This is a genomic window from Streptomyces canus (assembly GCF_030816965.1).
In the GTDB taxonomy this organism is placed as follows: domain Bacteria; phylum Actinomycetota; class Actinomycetes; order Streptomycetales; family Streptomycetaceae; genus Streptomyces; species Streptomyces canus_E.
Window position 1 is genome coordinate 5,248,743 of record NZ_JAUSYQ010000002.1, and the last position, 20,526, is coordinate 5,269,268.

The window sequence follows — 20,526 nt, forward strand, 5'->3', positions numbered from 1 at the left end:
AGGAGGCGGTGGTCGTGCGGCCCACGGACGACCGCGGCGACACCCATGGCGATGAGCCGGGTCCGTTCCCCGGATCGGGCGGCGAAGCCGGAGCGTTCGCCGGACCGGACAGCGTTTCCGGCTCGTTCGGGACGCCGGGGGACGAACCGCGGCGGGCGGCGGAACGGGAAAATCGGGGCGGTCGGGAACGTCAGGACGAGCGGGACCGGGAGGCCGGCTACGAACGCCAGGTCGGGCGCCGACGGGAGGTTGGGCGCGAGCGGGAGTCTGGACGGGAGCGGGAGTCTGGACGGGAGCGGGAGTCTGGACGGGAGCGGGAGGTTGGGCGCGCCTTTGAAGCCGGTCACGCCCGCCAGGCCGGCCCCGGCCGTGAAGCCGGCCACCCCCGCGAGACCCGCCCCGACCGCGGGTCCGGCCCCGACGGTGAAGCCGGGCGCGCCTTTGAAGCCGGTCACCCCCGCCAGGCCGGCCCCGGCCGTGAAGCCGGCCACCCCCGCGAGACCCGCCCCGACCGCGGGTCCGGCCCGGGCGGTGAAGCCGGGCGCGCCCGTGAGGCCCGCCCCGACCGCGAGTCCGGCCCCGACGGTGAAGCCGGCCATGCGGGAGAGCCGGATCAGGTGCGGGTCTCCGACGTCATCGCGGAGGGGGTGCGGGGTGCCGACCCCGCGGAGATTCCGGGCAAGCTGTGCGTGGCCGCCGTCAGGCTGCTGCCGGTGGCCGATGCGAGCGTGTCGCTGCGCAGCAACGGCATGCCTGTCCAGCTCAGCGCCAGCAGCCCCCGGGCCGCGCATCTGTCGGACCTCCAGGCCACCCTGGGAGACGGGCCCTGTACGTCCGCCGCGGAGACCCGCGCCGCCGTGCTCGCCACCGATCTGACGTCCGGCCGGGACGCCGACCGCTGGCCGGTCTTCGCCCAGCAGGCCACCGCCGCCGGGGTACGGGCGGTGTACGCGATGCCGCTCGGCAACGACACCGTGTGCGTGGGCACCCTCGACCTCTACCGGGACGTCCCCGGCGAACTCACCCGGCGGGAGCTGCGCATCGCCGAGCTCGTGGCCAGTGTCATGACCGTGGCGCTGACGGCACTGCCCCGAGGGCAGGAGAACGGCCCCGAGGGCGACGACCTCTGGCTCAGTGGCCTGGCCAAAGCTCACGACGAGGTGTACCAGGCCGTCGGCATGATCATGGTTCAGCTGGGCGTCGACTCGGACGAGGCGCTGGCCCGGCTGCGCGCGGACGCCTTCGCGGACAGCCGCACCGCGCTCGAGGTGGCGCACGACGTGGTCGGGCACCTGAAGCGGTTCGACCCGGACTGACCGCTCAGATCTCCACCCGCCCCTGCTTCCTGATCTCCGTCAGCCGCTCGGCTCCCAGCTGTACGGCGGTCTGCGTGGCCTCCGTCTGTACGTTGCCGAAACCGCCGTTCGTCACGCTGATCGCGTCCTCCCCCACGCGGACGGCGGCGACATCCAGTGTGAGCGTCGTCGGTTCATCGTCCGGAGACTGTCCGGTCAGCCACACCCGCAGCCCCTGCCGGGCGTTCCCCGCCTCCGGCAGCGGCGCCTCGGTGACCTGCACTCCGAAGACCATCCCCGTGGTCGTGGTGGCCCCGAACTGGGCGCACGTCCGCGGAAGGCCCTTCAGCCAGGCCAAGGTCTTGTCGATCTCCGCCGACGGACGCGCGAGCACCTGATACCGCATCTGCGCCTTGTTCCACTCGTCGTCCATGCCGACGACCGCACGGGGCTGGGCATCGGCCCCGAACAGCTCGTCCGCGTACAGCGCGTCGAGCAGCCGCTGACACTCCCGCCGGTCGGCCTTCGCCTTCAGCACCCCGTCGTGCCAGGTGGCCACCCCCTGGGTCGGCGTCCAGGGCTCACCGAGGTCCACGTCGGTGACGAGCGCGGCCTGTGCCATGGCCTCGGTGAGGGCGGAGGAGGGGGCAGCGGACTTTTTCGGGGACGGCGGGGGCGCGCTCGTGGGCCGCGTGATCGGCGGCTTGGGAGCGGTGGGCGGGGTGGACAGGGCGGAACAGGCGGTGGCGGCGAGGAGCCCACAGAGGGCGAGAGCGCAGGCGGCGGCGCGGGGAGGGGTCATGCCTCCAGTGATCACCGGGTTTGCGGAGGTCACCAGTGGTCCGGGCCGTATGGGTTACGCAGTATCCGGCGTCGTGCCGCGTCTACGCACCCTGTCCGCCGACGAGGGCGGTCGCCTCCTCGCAGGCGACCCCGATCGGGTCGGCGAAGACGCGCAGCCCGTGGGCGACCAGTGCACCCTCGTGGAGGAGCATGAGCGTGCGGGCCTGATCGGGGGCCAGGTCGGTGAAGAGGCGGAGCATCCACGCCTTCTGGCCGGTGATGATCGCGTACGCCGGATGGGCGGGGTCGCTGATCTCGGCGTGGGCGTTGACCATGCTGCACCCCTTGGGGCTGTTGTCGTCCATCCACTCCCGAGAGGCGTCGAAGACCGCGCGAACCCGGTCGACGGCCCCGGGCCCCGCCGCCTCCAGCCGCTCCATGACATACGTCCGCCAGCGTTCGTCCCGGTCGGCGAGGTATTCCACGACGATCTGCTCCTTGGAGCCGAACCGGTCGTAGAGCGTCTTCTTCGTCACCCCGGCCTCGGCGGCGATCAGGTCCACGCCGACCGCGTGGATGCCTCGCTCGTAGAACAGCCGGGACGCCGCCGCGAGGGCGCGCCGCGCACCCGGGGTCATGCTGATCCGCCGGACCTGCTGTGTACTGTCTCCCACTCTCCCGACTATACCGATCTGTATAGTGGGGGGGCGCAAGGAGGTATACCGATCCATCTAGTCACGGGTGGTGACTACCATGAACGTCCTGCTCTCCGCCGCCTTCGTCGTGTGCTGGAGCTCGGGGTTCGTCGGCGCCAAGCTGGGCACGCAGGACGCCGGTGCGATGACGCTCCTGATGTGGCGGTTCCTGCCGCTGGCGGCCGTCCTGATCGCGTTCGCCGTCCACCGGGGCCGGGGTTCATGGCGTGCCCTGGCGCCCCGCGACCTCGCCCGGCAGGCCCTGATCGGACTGCTCTCCCAGAGCGGCTACCTGCTCACCGTCTACTACGCCATCCAGCTCGGCGTCTCCAGCGGTACGACGGCCCTGATCGACGGAACCCAGCCGCTGGTCGCGGGAGCACTCGCCGGCCCGCTGCTGCGTGAGTACGTCTCGGCCCGGCAGTGGCTGGGACTGTGCCTGGGCCTGAGCGGAGTCGCCCTGGTCACCACGGCCGACGCGGCGGCGACCACGGGCGTGGCCTGGTGGACCTACCTCGTCCCGTTCGCCGGGATGCTCTCACTGGTCGCGGCCACCTTCCTCGACCGGCGCTCCCGCACCCCGGTGACCCCGACCGTGTCGCTGACCGTCCACTGTGCCACCAGCGCCCTCGTCTTCACGACCGCCGCCCTCACGACCGGCACCGCGACCCCGCCCACCACCGGGTCCTTCTGGCTGGCGACGCTCTGGCTCGTGACCCTCTCCACCTTCGGCGGCTACGGCCTGTACTGGCTCGTCCTCCAGCGCTCCGGAGTCACCGAGGTCAACACCCTCATGTTCCTCATGGCCCCCGTCACCGCCGTCTGGGGCGCCCTGATGTTCGACGAACCCTTCACCCCCCAGACCGCGCTGGGCCTGGCGGTCGCCCTGACGGCGGTGGCGGTGGTGCGCGGGGCGAGCTCCCGCACAGGGAAGGCCGAGGCCACCCGTTCCCGCTGACGGGGCCCGGAGAACACGGCCGCCCGGCGGGGTCGCCGCCACCTCCACAGCCCGCCGTCGCCCAGGGATCGCCAGGATTACTCATCCAGTTACACCGGTGGCGAATCCTATTTACCCTTCAAGTGAGTCGAGAAGAAGAATTATCGACTAATAAGGTGCGCGGCCGGATGCGTAGAGTAATTGATTGATAAATCCTTTCTCAGGATTTCCGCCCTCGCAAGGTCACTCGTTTGCCGCACGTCCTGAAGGAGGGGCGCCGCGTTATCGGACTATGACGACAGCAAGGACTCACGGCCTGCCTCGACGCAACGCGACGACAGATAATATTTCTGCGGTCCGCGATCGGACAGTGGGGAAGTACGCTTTCCAGCCTGGCGCGGAATGCGCGGCGCTGACGGTACGGCCCACCGCCGAGCCGCTGCTTCGTGAGTTCCTCGGCCTGCTGGAGGACATGCAGGAGGAACTCGATTCACAATGGAACGGTCAGGAGAACTCCGGCCGCCGTGTACAGCGTGACGGGTCGCATTTCCGTGAATCATGAGTGTGTCGATCCTGCCCTTGCGCAGCGTGAGTACTACTACGACCCGTACTCCTACGGGCCGGGTACCGGCTGGAACGGGGGACTTGCCGACAGTGTGCGCTCAGGAGTTCCCCTGACTGCACCCAATGCCGACTGGGACCCCGCCGAGGAACTTACCTACCTCCTGCAGGAGGCCGTTTCGGCGGAGCAGGCAGCCAGTATCCCGCCACCTCGCAGCGAGCCCGCATCCGGCGTCGGCTTCACCGACCCGATGGAGGGCCTGGCGCAGATCACCGCTCAACTGCCGCCCATCCGACGCTCCTCTGCCGGGCGCCGGAAGCACCACGTCCGAAGAGCCCGGCTCAATTGGGTGCAGACCGGCAGCTTCGTCATCGTCGCGCTCGTTGCCGTCATCGTGGCGATGGTCAGCGTCTTCGGCGGCATGGTGGCCTACAGGCCCCTGCAGAACATCACCTCCGGGACGGGAGGCGCCGTGGCCCCGTTGTGGCCTCTTCTCGTGTACGGCCCCTGGGTGGTTGCCTCTCTCTGCATCCTCCGGACTGCCCTGCACCAGCGCCGAGCCGTGCACTCGTGGTTCATCGTTCTGCTCTTCTCCTCCGTCGCGATGATGCTGTGCGTGGTTCAGGCAGAAAGAACCGTGACCGGTATCACCGGAGCCTGCCTACCGGCCCTCGCCTCCCTTGCATGCTTCCAGCAACTCATCCGGCAGATCACGCTGACTCTGCCAGCGCGACAGGGCACGCGGCGTCACCGCCGCTAGCAGCATGGTCCTCGGTGCACGGGGTGAGCTGCACCGATAGCGTGCGGGGAAAGAAGCCGGGCCGATCGATTCGACGCAGACTTCCACCGCCAGCCTGGTGCCGCCGGCATTGAGTTTGGCTTTTCCGGCGCGACTGAGGGCTTGTCGTGTCCCGTGCGCGTGGCAGGATTCCTGGGTGACTCTTCCGCCCCGCCCTGCCGAGACGGTGTCGGCTGTCGCAACCGATGCCGGGATGCTCGCTCTGTGGGATCCGCAGAGCTTCACAGACATCGTGGACCACGACACGTGGGACCTGCAGCTCGGCGAGGACGAGGGCGTTGAACGCCACATCCGTACGGGCTCCCTGGTCCCCGTCAACATCCGAAGTGACGGCGCCTTCGGGGTCCTGGTCCGTGTCGGCGGCCTTGACCGGCCTGTCCAGCTGACAGAACGGGAGAGCAGGTACCGCCTTGTCAGCTCGGAGGCCTACCTTTTCTGTTCGTCGGGACAGGTGTGGCTCGGCGGTATCGAGGCGGTGGGTGCCGAGCCGTGGCCGGGAACCGCCCAGTTCGATCTGCCCGTGGGCCGGTACTCGGTGGTGATCCACCTGATCGCGTGGGAGGACGAGGCGGGCAGCGTCAACGAGGACGGGACTCCCTCTGCGGCCGCTCTGCCTGACTTCGTCGCACTCGTCACTCCGGCTGGTCCTGAACAGGACATGTTCCGTTCCGACGTGGAAACCTTCGACCACCCTGACAGCTGATACGCGGCCTGGCGTTGATCATCCGTGGTCTGTAGCCCTCAATGAACCGACGCCGCGTTGACCATGCCCAGCCCCGGCCGTCGTCGTCCGTTACCGGCAACGCGATCACCTGTGGAGAGAACGCCAGGGTCAAGCCGCGACTCTTCCCTCCTCCGTGTAGCTACGCATCGCCCTTCTCCGGGAGGTCCAGCTCCGCCCATACCGTCTTGCCGACCGTGAGCCTCTCCGCCGCCCAACGACCGGCCAGTATGCGGACGATGAGCAGACCTCGGCCGAACTGGTCGTCGGGGTGGGGCGGGCGGGTGCCGGGGAGGCGTTCTCCCCTCGGGTCGGTCACCGCGATGCGGAGGGCGGTGGTGGTGAGGGTCGTCTCGACGCGGAAGAGACGGTCTGGTAGGCAGCCGTGCAGCAGAGCGGTCGTGCACAACTCGCTTGCCCGCAGCGCCGCGTCGCCGGCGAGGGCCGGACGGCCCCAGTCGACGGCGAGCCCGGCCACGCGCCTGCGGGCGAGGGGGATGCTGCGCGGGCATGGGGCCCCTATGAACCGGCCGACCACTCCCACCGCGGCCCGGTCTTCCACGACGAGGCCCGGCACTGGGCGATGAGCCGGATCCACGGGGAGGGTTACCCCGTCGAGCACAACGGCAGCAGACGCGGCCAGGCCCGACAGATCCCAACAGGTCACGGCTGCGCACCGGCTCGACGTGTCCTCACGCCACCGCCCCCAAAAACCCGTAGCCCCACCTCCACCCCTCCCCTTACCCTCACCCCCATGCAGCGTGCCCAAGCCATCCCCTCCATCACGACGACGCCGGAGCAGGTCCCGGCGCGCTGACAGCTGACGCAGTCCGAAGCCCCGGGGCGAGTGCCCCGGGGCTTCGTCGTTCCCGTCGGTCCCTCGCCCCCCACCGCGAGGGAGAAGAACCCCATGAACCCCATGAACCCCGTGAACCCCATGCACGACCACCGCCGGCTCGGCCGTGAGCTCGAGCTGTTCGACACCGATCCGCTGATGGGCGCGGGGCTGCCGTACTGGCTGCCCGACGGGGCCGTCGTACGGCATGTCCTGGAGGAGTACGTCAGGGAGGTGGAGCGGGCCGCCGGGTACCGGCATGTGTACTCGCCGGTGCTCGGGAAGCGGGAGCTGTACGAGATCTCCGGGCACTGGTCGCACTACGGCGACGACATGTTCCCGCCGATGCGGCTGGGCAGCGAGGAGGTCGTGCTGCGGCCCAGCCTCTGCCCGCACCACGCCCTCATCTATCGGTCACGGTCCCACAGTTACCGTGAACTTCCCCTCCGAATCGCCGAGTTGGGAGGGATGTACCGCTCCGAACTCTCGGGCGTCCTCGGCGGCCTCACCCGCGTCCGCTCCATCCAGCTCAACGACGCCCACATCTTCTGCACCCCGGAGCAGGTCGTGGCGGAGGCCCGCTCCGCCCTCGAACTCATCCGGCGTGCCTACGACGACCTCGGCATCCGAGCGTCCAGGTACCGTCTGTCCCTCCCGGGAGACTCCGGCAAGTATGTCGCGGACCCCGCGCTCTGGCGCCGCGCCACCGCGCTCCTCGAAGAGGTCCTGGACGGCATCGAGTACGAGTCCGTCGAGGGCGAGGCGGCCTTCTACGGCCCCAAGATCGACGTACAGATCACTGACCCCGCCGGACGGGAGTCCACCCTCTCCACCGTCCAGATCGACTTCCACCAGCCCGAACGCTTCGACCTCCACTACATCGGCCCCGACGGCGGCAGACACCGCCCGGTGATGGTCCACCGCAGCATCATCGGCAGCGTGGAACGGGCGGTCGCCCATCTCATCGAGGCGCACGGCGGTGCCTTCCCGGTATGGCTCGCCCCCGTGCAACTCGTGGTCCTGCCGGTGGCCGACGCCCAGGAGGAACGGGCCCATGACCTCGTACGGCGGGCCGAAGCGTGCGGTATCCGCGCCGAACTCTCCGGCCCCGGCCACGGCACCCTCGGCGCCCGTATCCGCGCCGCGCGCCTGGTGCCGTACCAGGCGGTGATCGGGGAGCGGGAGGCCGACGCCGGCTGTGCGGCCGTACGACTGCGGGACGGCCGTAGGCCGGGAGCGGTGGCGGTCGGCGAGTTGCTGGACCGGATCGGCGTCCGGGCCCGTGATCGCGGGGCCGAACTCTGGGCGGCTGCGTAAGGTCGGTCCCGTACGCCAGTGACGAAAGGACCCCGCCGTGACCGGTCAGCCCATCCCGGTGATCATCGACTGCGACACCGGTGTCGACGACGCCCTGGCCCTGCTGTTCGCCGTACGGCACCCGGGCATTGATCTGCGCGCGGTCACCTGCGTCGCCGGGAACACCGACGTCGACGGCGTCGTCCGCAACACGCTGACCGTCCTGGAGCAGGCCGGGGCCGGGGACATCCCCGTCGCCCGGGGCGCCGCGCGGCCGCTGATCGAGCCCGTGCGCACCGCACAGCACGTGCACGGCCTCGACGGCATGGGTGACCTGGGGCTGCCCGCGCCGACCCGGGTGGCGGTGGACGTGGACGCGGTGACCCTGCTCAGGCGGGAGATCCTGGCCTCCCCCAGGCCGGTCACCCTCATCCCCACCGCGCCGCTGACGAACATCGCCCTGCTGCTCCGCACCCACCCCGACGTGGTGCGGAACATCGAGCGGATCGTGTTCATGGGCGGTGCGGTGGCGACGGGGAACGCCACACCCGTCGCGGAGTTCAACGTCTGGCACGATCCCGAGGCGGCCGCCGTGCTGCTCACCGCCGGGGTGCCGATCACGATGTACGGCCTGGACGTGTTCGAGCGGGTCGTCGTCCCCGCCGCCGATGTCCAGCGGCTGCGGGCGAGTTCGGAGCCGTCCCTGCGCATGGCCGGGGAACTCCTCGCCCACCGCGACCCGGCCACCTCCGGTGACCCCACCCCCACCGGCGGTCTCGGCGACGCGGGCGCGGTCTGCGCGGTCGTCGACCCGGACGGCCTGACCACCGAACTCCTGCCGGTGGAGGTGAGCCTGGCCCCGGGCCCGACCCGCGGCCAGACCGTCGTCGACCGCCGCCGCCGTCCAGGGGAGTCCGAGATCCACGAGGGCGAGCGTGAAGTGACGCTCGTGGACGTGGGGTTGGGCGTCGACGTGGAGCGGTACGTGAAGCTGTGGCTGACGGCGGTGGAAGGGGTCTGACGGGCGGGCGGACCCGTTCGTCCTGACCGAGGGTCCGGCTAGCGCGTGTCGGCGGGCCGTGGCGCCCACCGCTGCTCCACCTTCGCGAGCCGCCAGTAGGCGATCGCCGCCGCCCACACCACCACGAACAGGCCGACGATGACGTAGCCGACGTTGTCGAGGTCGATGTCGGCGATCCAGGTGGTGAGGGCGTCGGTGAGGTCGAACTTGTCGTGCAGGACGCCGACGAGCTCGATCGTGCCGATGAAGAAGGCGACCGCGATGGACAGCCCCGTGATGGCGAGGTTGTAGAAGACCTTGCGGACGGGGTTGGAGAAGGCCCACTGGTAGGCGAAGTTCATGAACGTGCCGTCGAGGGTGTCGAACAGGCTCATGCCGGCGGCGAAGAGCAGCGGCAGACAGAGGATGGCGTACCAGGGAAGACCCGCGGCCGCACCCGACCCGGCCATCACCATCAGGGTCACTTCCGTGGCCGTGTCGAAGCCGAGCCCGAACAGGAAGCCCAGCGGAAACATCTGCCCCGGCCGGGTGATGGACTTGGTGAGCCGGCCGAGGATCCGGTTCATGAAGCCGCGGGAGTCCAGGTGCTGTTCCAGCTCCTTCTCGTCGTACGTCCCCTCCCGCATCGCCCGGAAGACCTTCAGGATGCCCATCAGGGCGACCAGGTTGAGAGCGGCGATGAGATAGAGGAACGACCCGGAGACGGTCGTACCGAGAAATCCGAGGACCTGGTGGGTACTCGACCCCTCGTTCATGACCTTCCCGGCCAGCTGGGTGCCACCGGCGATCAGCACGGCGAGCAGGACCACGACACTGGAGTGCCCGAGCGCGAACCAGAACCCCCCGGACACCGGCCGCTTGCCGTCCGCCATCAGCTTGCGCGTGGTGTTGTCGATCGCGGCGATGTGGTCGGCGTCGAAGGCGTGCCGCATACCGAGGGTGTAGGCGGTGACGCCGAGTCCGATACCGAAGGCCTTGTCGCCCACCTCGTAGTGCTCCGGGACGACCAGCAGGAAGAGGATGCCGAAGGCGACGACGTGCAGGGCGGCTATCGCGGCCATCAGACCGGCCGTCTTGACGGTGTCCTCGCGTCGCCAGCGGAAGGAGGCGGCGGCGGTCTCGGGCAGCGCGGGATCAGTCATACGGTGGTCACTCCAGCACCTCGTGGATGAACTCGTGAGCTGCCGTGGCCGGTCTCCTGGCTTACGGGTCGTGCGTTTCCCTGCCCGCCTTCCCGGCCTGATGGTGACGGCCAGTGGCTGTCCCGCGAGGGACGTGGGAGGGAAACTCCCCGATCACAGTGGCGAGGGCCGCACCGGACTGGACCTTTGAGGGGTCGTCACCGGCTTCCCGAGCACCACGGCCCGCCCACCGTAGGCGGGGGCGGGGTCTCCTGCATAGCTGCACACCTGCGCAGGTATGGAAGATCACACAGGGCTCCTGCGAGGATGAGCGCCATGCACCTCGTCCCGGCCGACCGAGCCGACCGCCGCACGATCGACGGACACCGGGTGTGCGACGCCATCGCCGCGATCGGCGACCCGGGACACGTCCGCACCTGGTCCGACCGTTTCGCCCTCCTGGCCGACCCCAACCGCCTCTCCCTGCTCCTGGCCCTGCACCGGACCGGCCCGCTGGCGGTCTCCGACCTCGCGATCGCGACGGGGATGAACGACCCCGCCGTGTCCCAGGCGCTACGGCTGCTGCGGGCGGCCGGGGTGGTGGCGGGGGAGAAGGAGGGGAGGGTGGTGCGGTACCGGGTGGTGGACGAGGCGGTGCGGGGGCTGTTGACGCAGGTGTCCTGAGGGCGAGAACCGGGTCGGGCCGTATCTCCGGTCCGTATCCGATGTCACCCCTCCGCCCCCCACCGCTCGGGCCCGCCCCCCTTCCACTCGATCCACGGCGACTGCGCCACCTCCGCCGCGTCGATCTCCAGGCCCGCTCGGCGGAGGAACTCCGCGACGTCGGTCAGGTTGTGGGCCAGGCCGAGGATCTCGCCGTCCACGCGTACGCGGCGGCCGCCGGTGGGGGACGGGGGGTGCACGATCACGCGGATCGGTCCGGACATGTCTTCAGGATCGTCCGGGGCGTACGGTCCCGCATGTCGGTCCGTCATCGCTCGAGCCGTTCGCTCGCGTTCCCGACGCCCGACCGTCCCAGGTCACGCAGTTCCCGCCACTCGGCGGGGCGCGGGCGCCCTCGCCGCCAGTGGGGATGGAAGAACACCTGGGCCGACAGCCGGTGCAGGCGTCGGCGCAGCTCGGTGTGGCCGGGGCGCTCGGCGAGCTCGTGGTAGATGGCACTCCACTCCCGCTGTGCACGGGCGAGGTCGTCGGGGAACGATCGCATGCCCGGATTCAATCATGTGTTCGATTTATTGGGCCATGGCGGGCACGGCGATGAGTTCCGGAGAGGTGCCGGGTCTACCGGGACGACGGAAGTTCATCGAGAAGCCCGGAGAACGACATGACCGCCACCTACACCTTCGACGTCTTTTCCAGTCTCGACGGCTACGCCGCGGCCGGCGGCGACTGGACCGGTTACTGGGGCAAGCAGGGACCGGAGTTGCTCGACCACCGCCTCGCCCTCTACCGCGAGGAGCAGCGGATGGTCTTCGGGGCCACCACCTACCGGGCGTTCGCGCAGATGCTGGCCGAGAGCACCGAGGATTCCGATGTGCGTGACCCCTGGGTCACCCGGATGAGGAACCTGCCGACGACCGTGGTGTCGACGACGCTGGAAGGCCCTCTCGACTGGCCGGACGCGACCGTCGTGAGCGGCGACGCCGTCGATGTCGTCGCGCGGCTCAAGAAGGAGTCCGACGTGCCGTTGCGTTCACACGGCAGTCTGTCGATGAACCGGGCGCTGATGGCCGCCGGTCTGGTCGACCGCGTGCAGGTGACGCTCTTCCCCGTGATCACCGGCCGGACCGGCCTCGACCCGGTCTTCCAGGGTGCGGCCGACTTCGATCTGGAGCTGCTGGAGAGCCGGACGCTCGACGGTCACATCCAGGAACTCGTCTACCGGCCCACTCTTCACTGAGCGCCGCAGGCAACCGAAAGGGCCGCCACACCGCGAACGGTGGGACGGCCCCGTCAGTCGGAAAGGGTCAGGCGCGCGAGGCCTTACGGCGACGCGTGGCCAGCACGATGCCCGCGCCACCCGCGAGCAGCACCGCCGCACCGCCCGCGATCAGCGGGGTGTTGCTGCTGGCGCCCGTCTCGGCGAGGTTGTCGCCGCCGCCACCGTTGGGGGTGGGCGCACCCGGAGTCGTCGTGGACTCCGAGGCCGACGGGGTCGGGGTGGACGTCGACGGGGTCTCCGAGGCGGGAGGCGTGCTCTCGGAGGCCGGCGGGGTGGACTCCGAGGCCGGCGGGGTCGACTCCGAGGCCGGCGGAGTGGTCTCCGAGGCCGGCGGGGTCGCCGGAGGCGTCGTCTGCGTGGTCGTGCAGTCCTTCGTGCCGCCGTTCCAGGCCGCGATCAGCTTGTCCTTGATGACCGGGTGGTCCGGGCCCTTGGGCAGGTCGCCGTGCGGAAGGCCGTCGTTGGCGTCCAGCTTGCCGTCGAACTTCGTGTTGCCCCGGTAGAGGTCGATCTGCGCGTAGCAGCCGACGTCCGGGATCGAGATGTCGAGGGAGTCGACGGCGCCGGCCTTGACGGTCACGGTGTCGAAGTCGTGGAAGACCTGCTCGCCGGAGGTGGCGAACGTCGGGCCGTGCGCGCGGTAGGACGCGAGAGAGGCGGTGCAGGTGGACGCGTCGCCCGCCGCGCGGACCTTGACGTGGACCTTGCCGTCGTCGGTCGGCTTCAGGTTCAGGTCGTCGACCTTGACCGAGGCGAAGAAGTTCTTGCCGTCGAGGGAGAACTCGCAGCGGTCGGTCTCGGTCTTCGAGCCGGCGCCCGTACCCGGCTTGTAGCTTCCGCCGTCCTCCCAGCCCTTGCCGCCGGGGCAGTCGGATGCCGAGGCGACGGAGGCGAGGGCAGCGGAGAAGGCGAGCGTCGCGGCGCCCGTCCCCAGCAGGCGCCGCAGGGTGACACGTCTCGCTATGGACATACGTATCCCGTCAAGATGAGAGTGAGCGATCTCAGGAACACCGGGCTCATTGGTCACACGCGCCACAGTGTCTGCACATGGTGGATCTCCTGGTGGAACGCTGTCAACCTGCGGTGATGCAAGGTCAGTTCACGAGCCATCACAATTTCGACACACCAGGAACGATCCACTCCGCATAACCTCGGGTTCACGTTTCCGGCGAGTGGGCAGATATCCCGTTTATTGCCCCTGGGGGTCGCCCGCACCGACTTCGCCCCACAGACCGACCGCATTGCAGAGGAGCCCGCGTGACCGCCCGCACCACCACGCCCGACCTCTCCGGCAAGGACCCCGACTGGTGGCGGCAGGCCGTCGTCTACCAGGTCTATCCGCGCAGTTTCGCCGACGCCGACGGTGACGGCCTCGGGGACATCAGGGGTGTCACCGAGCGCCTCACGCACCTGGCCGCCCTCGGCGCCGACGCCTTGTGGCTGAGCCCCTTCTACCCCTCCGAGCTCGCCGACGGCGGCTACGACGTCGCCGACTACCGGGACGTCGACCCGCGCCTCGGGACGCTCGACGACTTCGACGCGATGGTCACCGAAGCGCACCGGCTCGGGCTGAAGGTGATCGTCGACCTCGTCCCCAACCACACCTCCCACCAGCACGTCTGGTTCCAGGAGGCCCTCGCCGCCGGCCCCGGATCCGCGGCACGCGAGCGGTATGTGTTCCGTGACGGACGCGGCGCGCACGGCGAACTCCCGCCCACCGACTGGCAGTCCGTCTTCGGCGGCAGTGCCTGGCGGCGGGTGCCGGACGGGCAGTGGTACCTGCACCTGTTCGCCCCCGAGCAGCCCGACCTCAACTGGTCGCACGAGGAGGTCCGCGAGGACTTCCGCGCCACCCTGCGCTTCTGGTCCGACCGCGGGGTCGACGGCTTCCGCGTGGACGTGGCGCACGCGCTGGCCAAGGATCTGGCCGAGCCGTTGCGCGACCTCGGTGACCTGCCCGGCGTCGCGGAGGAGGCCCTGGGGCACCTGCCGCCGGGCGGCCACCCCTACTGGGACCGTGACGAGGTCCACGAGATCTACCGCGACTGGCGCACGATCCTCGACTCCTACACCCCGGCCCGCATGGCCGTCGCCGAGGCCTGGGTCCCGGGTCCGCGCCGCGCGCTGTACGCCCGCGCGGACGAACTCGGCCAGGCCTTCAACTTCGAGTACCTCCAGACGGCCTGGGACGCCGACGAGCTGCGCCAGGTCATCACCGACTCCCTCACCACCGCCCGCGCGGCCCACGCCTCGGCCACCTGGGTGCTCTCCAACCACGACGTCGTACGGCACGCCTCCCGCCTCGTGCTCCCGCCGGGCACCGACGAGAACGCCTGGCTGCTGTCCGGCGGCCACGCACCCGCCGTGGACGGACACCAGGGCCTGCGACGCGCTCGCGCGGCCACGCTGCTCATGCTCGCGCTGCCGGGATCGTCGTACGTCTACCAAGGCGAGGAACTCGGTCTTCCCGAGGTCGCCGACCTGCCCTTCGAGGTGCTCCAGGACCCGATCTGGGAGCAGACGGGCCGGGTCCGCAAGGGCCGCGACGGATGCCGGGTGCCGCTGCCGTGGACGACGAGCGGTCCGTCGTACGGCTTCGGAGCAGGCGGTGCCTGGTTGCCGCAGCCGGAGTGGTTCGCCGGGTACGCCGTGGAGGCCCAGGACGGTGTCGAGGGCTCCACGCTGGAGCTGTACCGCACCGCCCTGCGCCTGCGTCGCAAGCTCCTTCAGGGCGAGGACCTCACCTGGGCGGACGCCTCCCCGGCCGACGTGCTGGACTTCGTCCGGCACGAGGGCTGGCGGTGCGTCACCAACATGTCGGACCGGGCCGTCCCGCTCCCGGCGGGGGAGGTACTGCTCAGCAGCAGCCCGCTGGAGGACGGGCTGCTGGGGCCCGACACGACTGCCTGGCTCGGCTAGGTCTAACCCACGGTCGGCGTGGGGGTCGCGCCCGCGGCCGGGGTGGCGCCGTTGGCGTTCTCGCCGGGGACCGCGAGCGGTGTCGACGTCGGGTTCGGCGGCGGGGTGAGCACCACCATGGGCGCTCCGGGCTGCGGGGCCGGCGGAGTGAGGTCGCTGTTGGGCAGCTTCGGCGGAGTGGTCTGCATGAAGAGGGCCTGGTCGAAGTTGACGAAGCCGGTCTTCTCCATGACCGTCATGTGGTCGAGCACCGTGTCGTTGGCCATGTCGGCCAGCGACCGCACCAGTGAGTTCTTGGTGGTGGAGCGCACCTTCGAGATCGTGTTGAAGATCGAGCCGTGCGTCACCCGCAGGATGTTGGCGAAGTTCGTGTCGAACTGCTGGCCGTCGCTCGACTCGATCGTGTTCACGAAGCCGACCTGCTGCGGGCTCGCCACGTTCGGGATGGTGATGTTGAGCATCGGGGCGATCTTGCGGCAGGCGGCGTCCAGCGCCGCGTGTCCGTCGATGAGATGCCTTCCGGCTTCCTTCACCTCCGGGGTGGTGCCCTTCTGCAGGGCGACCTCTCCCAGCGGGTACTCCCACAGTCCCGCCGCACGCACCTTGACGACGAAGTCCCGGTCCAGCTCGGTCAGCGGACCCCACTGCGTCTGGGCGATGATTCTGTCCTGCGCGGTCGCCGCCTGGCTGACACCCAGCATGGACGGGTACGCGAGAGCGCCCAGCGTCAGTGTGAGGGCTCCGCCCACGAACAGCGTTCCCATCGCGTTGCGCGAGAGTGGCACCGTGCCTCCTGCCCGGTAGGGGTATCCCGCCGGGAGGCGGGTCGGACGCACAGGAATACGCACGCGGGGCCGTAGTTGTTCATCACCTCTTCCGGAGGATGACCGGGCTCACAGACGCACCGTCAGGACAGACCCCCCGGCCGCCGGTTGACCGTTCGTTGACCGGTTCGCGGGAAAGTCCTGGCGAAATCGCGGGAGAGACCTGACGGGCCCCGGACCTAGATTCGCTGCATGTCCATGCCACAGCGGTCGCAGCGGCCCCTTCCCGTCCTGCCCTACCGCAAGCCCACCAAGGGCCGCGACTACTGGGTGATCGACGACGTGCTCCCGGACGTCGACGCCGTACGGGAACGCTGTCTCACCAAGGACGACTGGGTGAAGGGACATCCGTACACCTCGGAGACCTGGCCGGGACTGCGGACCATGCCGGGGCTCGAACCCGCCGAGCTCGCGAGGGTCGAGCGGCTGGTGAAGCAGGCGACCGGGGCCAAGGAGCTGTGGGTGCAGCGGGCGCCCGGCGGGGGCACCCTCAACCACAACTGCGTGCAGGTCGTGGGGAAGGGCGAGAGCGAGCCCCGGCCGCACACCGACTCGCGGGCGCTGTGCCGGTACGCCGCCGTGCTGTATCTCAACCCCGGCGTCCCCAAGGACTGCGGCACCAGCTTCTACCGGCAGGCCATGCCCGGCGGGCGGCTCGGCGGCAACGTGGTGCAGGCCCCGCACAACAACCTCGTCGAGGCCCTCGGTACGCGGTTCGTCGCGCCGGACGCCTTCGAGGAGGACGTACGGGTGCCGCACCGGTACAACCGGCTGCTCCTCTACAACGCCAACCTCGTGCACAGCGCGACCGGTTACTCCGGCAGCACGCTGGAGGAGAAGCGGATGACGGCCGTCTTCTTCTGGATGGCGTGACCTTGCCCTGGGACAGGCCCTAGTGGCGGACCGCTCTCGGTACCTTCGCCCGCACGTCCCCCGACAGGTCGTGCGTGCTGCGTGCGGTCCCGCTCCCCGTACCACCCGCGGGTACGTCCGACACGGTCACCACCACCGCGTCCAGCAGCTTGCCGTTCCGGTCGGTGAAGTCGACCTCGACGGTGAAGGACTTCGCCGAGTCCGCGGAGTTGGCGGCGGTGACCTCCACCGTCGTACGGCCGTCCGAAGCGGTGGCGGGGGCGCCGAGCCGTACGTCGTCCCTGGCGTCGGCGCCGTTCTTGATGTCGTCGAACCGCCTGCCCGCCTCGGCCGTGGCCGACGACACCGCGTCCCCGGCGCGGGAGGCGGCCGACGCGACCTTGCTCGCCACCGACGACGGGCTGTCGTCGTCGGAGCAGGCGGTCAGGCCGGTGAGGACCAGAGTCGTCAGCAGCGCGGCAGTCGCCCAGCGTGTCATCTCGCCTCCAGCGGGTGTCCCTCCAGTGAAGGGCCTGCTCCCTGCGGCCGCACGCCCGGCGTCACCCGAACGGCTCACTCCCGTGGTGGCCGCGCCCGCTCCGCCCGATGGTCGAAGCACATCGACCCCGAAAGGCGGGACACGGTCATGACGCAGCAACCGCACACCACGCAGCCGTCCGCGAGCACACCCCCGGCTCCGGCCCCGACCCCCGCGCCGGGCCTCGGCCCGACGCCCACCGAGGCCGCGTGGGCCACCGGCGGCGTCGTCTTCGCCGGTGTGCTGCTGATGATGAACGGCATTCTGGCGATCTTCCAGGGCATCTCCCTGCTCGCGAAGGACGATGTCTGGACCCGCGTCGGCGACTACGTCTACAAGATCAACCTCACCGGCTGGGGTGTGATCCTCCTCTGCCTGGGCGCCGTCGCGGCCGTCACCGGCGCGTTCGTCCTGAGGGGCGCCGCCTGGGCCCGGATGACCGGCATATTCCTGGCATCGCTGAGCATGATCGCCCAGTTCCTGTTCCTGCCCTACGCCCCGTTCTGGTCGCTCATCATGGTCGGGCTCGACTTCTTCGTGATCTGGGCGCTGGCGGTGTACAAGCCGGAGAAGCGGGTCTGATCCCGAACGGCACGGACAGCGACGCGGCGGTGCCGAGGCCGGGCGGCACCACGAAGCGGGCCCCGGAGTGGGGCTGACCTGGTGGCCCGTGATCGGGCCCGGTCACACGTGGCCGAGGCCCCCGCTGCCGAATCCGCCGCTGGAGCCGGGCAGCCAGCGTTTGCGGTGCTGGTCCTTTCCTCGTCTGCTTCCCGAGTGATGGAGCTGGTACGGCATCAGCCGTTCCTGCCCGTCCTCGGTGGCCGGCAGCTCGTCCGGCTCGCGCATCTCCCGCATCTCGCGGATCGGCCCGGTCTCCGGGAGGTGCGGCTGCTCCTTGCTGAGCGGCCGTGGGAGCTCCCGGTCCTGGACCCGCATGCCGAACAGCACGGCACACACCAGTGCGCCGGCGATGAACAGCCCACCGGCAAAGGCGGCGATCACGTTGAGTACTTCGCTCGACGAGGCCGCCAGGACAAACGTCGCGGTACTCATAGTCCGATTATCGCCCAATCGGGGCGAAAGGGGAGTCCCGGGGGACCACTGAGGCTCCGCGATCCTCGCCTGGACCCAGAGCGAGGCGGGCACTGTGCTGCGCGGATTGTCGGAGCGAGCCACCACCGCACCGGCATGGCCGGGCATGCGCGAAGCGCTGTGGGAGCTCCACGAGATCTTCGACGGCTGGTGCCAGGCCGCGCAAGACCCGACCGGTCCTCCCCGCCGTCGTGACCTTCGCGTCCATCACATCGAACAGCAGCATGACCGCGCGCAGCGGGGGACGTCACGTCGCCGAGGTTTCCGGCCGCGCGGCGAGGCCAGAGCACCCACAGGCACGACGCCGGGCGTACCGCCACCACCGGCGTCCTCGCAGCAGCGCGCAGCTTGTCACCCGAGCGGTGGGAGGCGAGGACGACGTCCGCAATGGCCAACCGGCGACTGTGAAAATCGCTGTCCGATCACCGGAGCGCGGTGATAGACATCCGGGGTGGAAAAGAGCCCTGAGTTCCCTGACCTGTTGCGACTGATCGATGAACGGTCGACCGCCTTCCGGGCCGAGGTCGCCGCCGCGCCCAGTCTCGACGCACCGGTGTCGACCTGCCCCGGGTGGACGCTGTTCGATCTGGTGAAGCATCTGGGCGGGGGAGACCGTTTCTGGGCCGCCATCGTCGGCGCGGGGCCTGCCGACGCTCCCCCGGCCGAGGCCACCGCTGCGCGCGCCGCTCTGGAAGTGCCGCGGGAGCGTGAGGCCCTGCTGGCCTGGCTGGCCGCGTCGACGCAGCTTCTGCTGAGCGCCCTGCGCGAGGCAGGACCGGACGCCGGCTGCTGGGCGTGGTGGAGTGGCCTGCAGACACCGCGGACCTCCGGCGGAGTCGCCCGGCACCGGGCCCAGGAGACCGCGGTGCACACCTACGACGTCCAACTCGCCACGGGCGCCCCGCAGCCGCTGCCGGCCGAGGTCGCCCTCGACGGTGTCGAGGAATTCCTGTTCACCTGCGTCGCGACGCCCAGCGCATGGCCGCACAAGCCCACGGCCTTCGACTTCCACGCCGCCGAGGGCCCCTCCTGGCGCCTCACGGTCGACGGCGACGGCGCACGCTCCACCCGCATCCCCGCGCCCATAGCCGCGACCGGCGAGGACTCGGACGCAGCCGGCGCCTCCATCCATGGCACGGCCAGTGAGTTGGTCCTCTACTTGTACGACCGTATCCCGGCCGCATCGTTGCACGTCGACGGAGACGCAGGGCTGCTCGACCTGCTCCGCGCCTGGGAGCCGGAGGTGTAGGACGTAGCGGGGGCGGTCGGCCGCGCCCCGATCCGGTAGGACATGACTCTTCGCCAGGTTCGTCAGCCGCGGCACCGGGCTCAAACCCGCAGAGCCCGCCGCTCCTTGCCTTTCCGCGGGGTTCGCGTGGCTTCCTGTTTCCACCGCCCTTTCCACCACCAGGGCCCACCGGGTCACCCTGTTTGCCCACCCGGGCCCGCCGGGCCACCCCGTTTCTCCGCCCGCCTGCCCGCCCGAGAACGTCCGCGTGAACCGATCGCCGGGTTCGCGACGATGAGGGGGTGAACCGATCGTTTCGAAGGGGGACTCCGTGAGTGAGAACACCGTCCGGCCCGCCGTGCGCTCGGCGCGTGGCTCCGCCCGCCTCGCCGTCGCCGGGCTCGGGCTCGCCGGTGCCGCCCATGCGCTGCGGGCCGTATGGGACATCCGGCTCGCCGTAGCCGGGGAGCCCGCCTCCGGGCCGCCGAACCAGGGCGAGGGCCGGCACCGGCCGCTGAACGCCCTGGAGGACTCGTACCACCTGGTCAGCACGGCCGGAAGCGTCCTCACGCTGGTGTGCGCGGCCCTGTTCATCGGCTGGCTGGGGCGGATGCGGGACAACGCGCGGGCCCTGTCCGGTGAGCCCCCGCGCTACGCCGGCATCTGGGTCTACGCCGCCTGGTTCGTGCCGATCGCCAACCTGTGGATCCCGCGCGGCATCGTCGCCGACATCCACCACAAGAGCGCCCCGGACCGGAAGCTGCCCGTCGTCGTGAACGTGTGGTGGGCGCTGTGGCTGGTCGGCATGGTCACCGGCGTCGGCCTGATGTACGACGGCGACACGGACGACCTCATCGCCCGCGCCTACCACGGCGTGAGCACGCTGCTGGTCGCCGACCTCGCCGTCGTCGGCGCGGCCGTCGCCGGGATCCTCATGGTGCGCGCGCTGACCGCCGTACAACTTGTGTACATCGACGGTCAGTTGCGTACGCCGAGTGGTGATCCCTTGAAGGAAATCGTCAGGGCGTTTGATCGGGATTGA

Annotated in this window: 24 protein-coding genes and 1 riboswitch; of the genes, 14 read left to right on the plus strand and 10 right to left on the minus strand. The window is 70.2% G+C overall.

The genetic code is table 11. The features are described from left to right. Positions 1 to 14: 14 nt before the first annotated feature. Positions 15 to 1,316, plus strand: coding sequence for a GAF domain-containing protein (locus tag QF027_RS25160; RefSeq protein WP_307077189.1), 1,302 nt, complete (start codon positions 15 to 17; stop codon positions 1,314 to 1,316). A 4-nt stretch (positions 1,317 to 1,320) separates the two neighbouring features. On the opposite strand, the gene QF027_RS25165 is transcribed toward QF027_RS25160, so the two are convergent. Continuing rightward, positions 1,321 to 2,097, minus strand: a complete 777-nt coding sequence (locus tag QF027_RS25165; RefSeq protein WP_306978729.1) for a hypothetical protein — start codon at positions 2,095 to 2,097, stop codon at positions 1,321 to 1,323. Positions 2,098 to 2,179: 82 nt separating this feature from the next. Further along, positions 2,180 to 2,716: a TetR/AcrR family transcriptional regulator gene (locus tag QF027_RS25170; RefSeq protein WP_306986612.1), complete on the minus strand. Its 537-nt coding sequence runs from the start codon at positions 2,714 to 2,716 to the stop codon at positions 2,180 to 2,182. A gap of 115 nt (positions 2,717 to 2,831) precedes the next feature. Here QF027_RS25170 and QF027_RS25175 point away from each other — a divergent pair, with 115 nt between their 5' ends. The 4 genes from QF027_RS25175 to QF027_RS25190 all read left to right on the plus strand — a co-directional run bounded on the left by QF027_RS25175 (position 2,832) and on the right by QF027_RS25190 (position 5,774). Beyond that, positions 2,832 to 3,731 (plus strand): DMT family transporter, encoded by a 900-nt coding sequence (locus QF027_RS25175; RefSeq protein WP_306986611.1) that lies wholly within the window; start codon positions 2,832 to 2,834, stop codon positions 3,729 to 3,731. Positions 3,732 to 4,080: 349 nt separating this feature from the next. Beyond that, positions 4,081 to 4,272, plus strand: coding sequence for a hypothetical protein (locus QF027_RS25180; RefSeq protein WP_307077191.1), 192 nt, complete (start codon positions 4,081 to 4,083; stop codon positions 4,270 to 4,272). Further along, a complete protein-coding gene (locus QF027_RS25185; RefSeq protein WP_307077193.1) occupies positions 4,235 to 5,032 on the plus strand; it encodes a DUF2637 domain-containing protein in 798 nt (265 codons plus the stop codon). The genes QF027_RS25180 and QF027_RS25185 overlap by 38 nt, the downstream gene beginning before the upstream one ends. 175 nt (positions 5,033 to 5,207) lie before the next feature. Beyond that, a complete protein-coding gene (locus tag QF027_RS25190) occupies positions 5,208 to 5,774 on the plus strand; it encodes a hypothetical protein (protein WP_307077196.1) in 567 nt (188 codons plus the stop codon). 160 nt (positions 5,775 to 5,934) lie between these two features. Here QF027_RS25190 and QF027_RS25195 read toward each other — a convergent pair whose 3' ends face one another. After that, positions 5,935 to 6,369, minus strand: a complete 435-nt coding sequence (locus tag QF027_RS25195; RefSeq protein ID WP_307077199.1) for an ATP-binding protein — start codon at positions 6,367 to 6,369, stop codon at positions 5,935 to 5,937. Positions 6,370 to 6,729: 360 nt separating this feature from the next. On the opposite strand from QF027_RS25195, the gene thrS reads away from it, so the two are divergent. Then, positions 6,730 to 7,944 (plus strand): threonine--tRNA ligase, encoded by a 1,215-nt coding sequence (gene thrS / locus QF027_RS25200; RefSeq protein WP_307082481.1) that lies wholly within the window; start codon positions 6,730 to 6,732, stop codon positions 7,942 to 7,944. Between the two features lie 37 nt (positions 7,945 to 7,981). Next, positions 7,982 to 8,944 carry a nucleoside hydrolase gene (locus QF027_RS25205; RefSeq protein WP_306978725.1) on the plus strand — a complete coding sequence of 321 codons (963 nt, stop codon included), beginning with the start codon at positions 7,982 to 7,984 and terminating at the stop codon, positions 8,942 to 8,944. Positions 8,945 to 8,982: 38 nt separating this feature from the next. On the opposite strand, the gene QF027_RS25210 is transcribed toward QF027_RS25205, so the two are convergent. Continuing rightward, a complete protein-coding gene (locus QF027_RS25210) occupies positions 8,983 to 10,086 on the minus strand; it encodes a HoxN/HupN/NixA family nickel/cobalt transporter (RefSeq protein WP_307077201.1) in 1,104 nt (367 codons plus the stop codon). A gap of 29 nt (positions 10,087 to 10,115) precedes the next feature. Beyond that, positions 10,116 to 10,321, minus strand: a riboswitch (cobalamin riboswitch). An 80-nt stretch (positions 10,322 to 10,401) separates the two neighbouring features. On the opposite strand from QF027_RS25210, the gene QF027_RS25215 reads away from it, so the two are divergent. Further along, positions 10,402 to 10,749, plus strand: a complete 348-nt coding sequence (locus QF027_RS25215) for an ArsR/SmtB family transcription factor (RefSeq protein ID WP_266386173.1) — start codon at positions 10,402 to 10,404, stop codon at positions 10,747 to 10,749. 44 nt (positions 10,750 to 10,793) lie between these two features. Here QF027_RS25215 and QF027_RS25220 read toward each other — a convergent pair whose 3' ends face one another. Further along, complete coding sequence (locus QF027_RS25220; RefSeq protein WP_057609435.1) at positions 10,794 to 11,012, minus strand: hypothetical protein; 219 nt, start codon at positions 11,010 to 11,012, stop codon at positions 10,794 to 10,796. Between the two features lie 44 nt (positions 11,013 to 11,056). After that, complete coding sequence (locus QF027_RS25225; protein WP_306978723.1) at positions 11,057 to 11,293, minus strand: hypothetical protein; 237 nt, start codon at positions 11,291 to 11,293, stop codon at positions 11,057 to 11,059. Positions 11,294 to 11,410: 117 nt separating this feature from the next. On the opposite strand from QF027_RS25225, the gene QF027_RS25230 reads away from it, so the two are divergent. After that, the gene (locus tag QF027_RS25230) at positions 11,411 to 11,986 is read left to right on the plus strand and encodes a dihydrofolate reductase family protein (protein WP_307077203.1); all 576 of its coding nucleotides are present in this window, start codon (positions 11,411 to 11,413) and stop codon (positions 11,984 to 11,986) included. Between the two features lie 67 nt (positions 11,987 to 12,053). Here the strand turns inward: QF027_RS25230 and QF027_RS25235 are convergent, their stop codons facing one another. Beyond that, positions 12,054 to 12,998 carry an LAETG motif-containing sortase-dependent surface protein gene (locus tag QF027_RS25235; RefSeq protein ID WP_306978721.1) on the minus strand — a complete coding sequence of 315 codons (945 nt, stop codon included), beginning with the start codon at positions 12,996 to 12,998 and terminating at the stop codon, positions 12,054 to 12,056. Positions 12,999 to 13,285: 287 nt separating this feature from the next. Between QF027_RS25235 and QF027_RS25240 the strand changes: the two genes are divergently transcribed. Continuing rightward, the gene (locus QF027_RS25240; protein WP_306978720.1) at positions 13,286 to 14,947 is read left to right on the plus strand and encodes a glycoside hydrolase family 13 protein; all 1,662 of its coding nucleotides are present in this window, start codon (positions 13,286 to 13,288) and stop codon (positions 14,945 to 14,947) included. Between the two features lie 2 nt (positions 14,948 to 14,949). Here QF027_RS25240 and QF027_RS25245 read toward each other — a convergent pair whose 3' ends face one another. Then, positions 14,950 to 15,711: a DUF4142 domain-containing protein gene (locus QF027_RS25245; protein WP_306986609.1), complete on the minus strand. Its 762-nt coding sequence runs from the start codon at positions 15,709 to 15,711 to the stop codon at positions 14,950 to 14,952. A 252-nt stretch (positions 15,712 to 15,963) separates the two neighbouring features. Here QF027_RS25245 and QF027_RS25250 point away from each other — a divergent pair, with 252 nt between their 5' ends. Further along, positions 15,964 to 16,644 (plus strand): DUF6445 family protein, encoded by a 681-nt coding sequence (locus QF027_RS25250; RefSeq protein ID WP_306978719.1) that lies wholly within the window; start codon positions 15,964 to 15,966, stop codon positions 16,642 to 16,644. Between the two features lie 19 nt (positions 16,645 to 16,663). Here QF027_RS25250 and QF027_RS25255 read toward each other — a convergent pair whose 3' ends face one another. Continuing rightward, positions 16,664 to 17,122 (minus strand): hypothetical protein, encoded by a 459-nt coding sequence (locus tag QF027_RS25255; RefSeq protein WP_307077206.1) that lies wholly within the window; start codon positions 17,120 to 17,122, stop codon positions 16,664 to 16,666. A 147-nt stretch (positions 17,123 to 17,269) separates the two neighbouring features. Between QF027_RS25255 and QF027_RS25260 the strand changes: the two genes are divergently transcribed. Next, the gene (locus tag QF027_RS25260; protein ID WP_306978717.1) at positions 17,270 to 17,743 is read left to right on the plus strand and encodes a DUF7144 family membrane protein; all 474 of its coding nucleotides are present in this window, start codon (positions 17,270 to 17,272) and stop codon (positions 17,741 to 17,743) included. Between the two features lie 102 nt (positions 17,744 to 17,845). Here the strand turns inward: QF027_RS25260 and QF027_RS25265 are convergent, their stop codons facing one another. Next, positions 17,846 to 18,217, minus strand: a complete 372-nt coding sequence (locus tag QF027_RS25265; RefSeq protein ID WP_306978716.1) for a DUF6479 family protein — start codon at positions 18,215 to 18,217, stop codon at positions 17,846 to 17,848. A gap of 520 nt (positions 18,218 to 18,737) precedes the next feature. Here QF027_RS25265 and QF027_RS25270 point away from each other — a divergent pair. Together QF027_RS25270 and QF027_RS25275 are read left to right on the plus strand one after the other, a co-directional pair. After that, positions 18,738 to 19,505 (plus strand): maleylpyruvate isomerase family mycothiol-dependent enzyme, encoded by a 768-nt coding sequence (locus QF027_RS25270; RefSeq protein WP_306978715.1) that lies wholly within the window; start codon positions 18,738 to 18,740, stop codon positions 19,503 to 19,505. A gap of 310 nt (positions 19,506 to 19,815) precedes the next feature. Then, positions 19,816 to 20,526 carry a DUF4328 domain-containing protein gene (locus tag QF027_RS25275; protein WP_307077208.1) on the plus strand — a complete coding sequence of 237 codons (711 nt, stop codon included), beginning with the start codon at positions 19,816 to 19,818 and terminating at the stop codon, positions 20,524 to 20,526.

Coding starts and splice junctions, on each gene's coding strand:
- QF027_RS25165 (WP_306978729.1), bottom strand. CDS start 2,097: ATGACCCCTCCCCGCGCCGCCGCCTGCGCTCTCGCCCTCTGTGGGCTC.
- QF027_RS25170 (WP_306986612.1), bottom strand. CDS start 2,716: ATGACCCCGGGTGCGCGGCGCGCCCTCGCGGCGGCGTCCCGGCTGTTC.
- QF027_RS25175 (WP_306986611.1), top strand. CDS start 2,832: ATGAACGTCCTGCTCTCCGCCGCCTTCGTCGTGTGCTGGAGCTCGGGG.
- thrS (WP_307082481.1), top strand. CDS start 6,730: ATGCACGACCACCGCCGGCTCGGCCGTGAGCTCGAGCTGTTCGACACC.
- QF027_RS25210 (WP_307077201.1), bottom strand. CDS start 10,086: ATGACTGATCCCGCGCTGCCCGAGACCGCCGCCGCCTCCTTCCGCTGG.
- QF027_RS25215 (WP_266386173.1), top strand. CDS start 10,402: ATGCACCTCGTCCCGGCCGACCGAGCCGACCGCCGCACGATCGACGGA.
- QF027_RS25220 (WP_057609435.1), bottom strand. CDS start 11,012: ATGTCCGGACCGATCCGCGTGATCGTGCACCCCCCGTCCCCCACCGGC.
- QF027_RS25225 (WP_306978723.1), bottom strand. CDS start 11,293: ATGCGATCGTTCCCCGACGACCTCGCCCGTGCACAGCGGGAGTGGAGT.
- QF027_RS25230 (WP_307077203.1), top strand. CDS start 11,411: ATGACCGCCACCTACACCTTCGACGTCTTTTCCAGTCTCGACGGCTAC.
- QF027_RS25235 (WP_306978721.1), bottom strand. CDS start 12,998: ATGTCCATAGCGAGACGTGTCACCCTGCGGCGCCTGCTGGGGACGGGC.
- QF027_RS25245 (WP_306986609.1), bottom strand. CDS start 15,711: ATGGGAACGCTGTTCGTGGGCGGAGCCCTCACACTGACGCTGGGCGCT.
- QF027_RS25250 (WP_306978719.1), top strand. CDS start 15,964: ATGTCCATGCCACAGCGGTCGCAGCGGCCCCTTCCCGTCCTGCCCTAC.
- QF027_RS25255 (WP_307077206.1), bottom strand. CDS start 17,122: ATGACACGCTGGGCGACTGCCGCGCTGCTGACGACTCTGGTCCTCACC.
- QF027_RS25260 (WP_306978717.1), top strand. CDS start 17,270: ATGACGCAGCAACCGCACACCACGCAGCCGTCCGCGAGCACACCCCCG.
- QF027_RS25265 (WP_306978716.1), bottom strand. CDS start 18,217: ATGAGTACCGCGACGTTTGTCCTGGCGGCCTCGTCGAGCGAAGTACTC.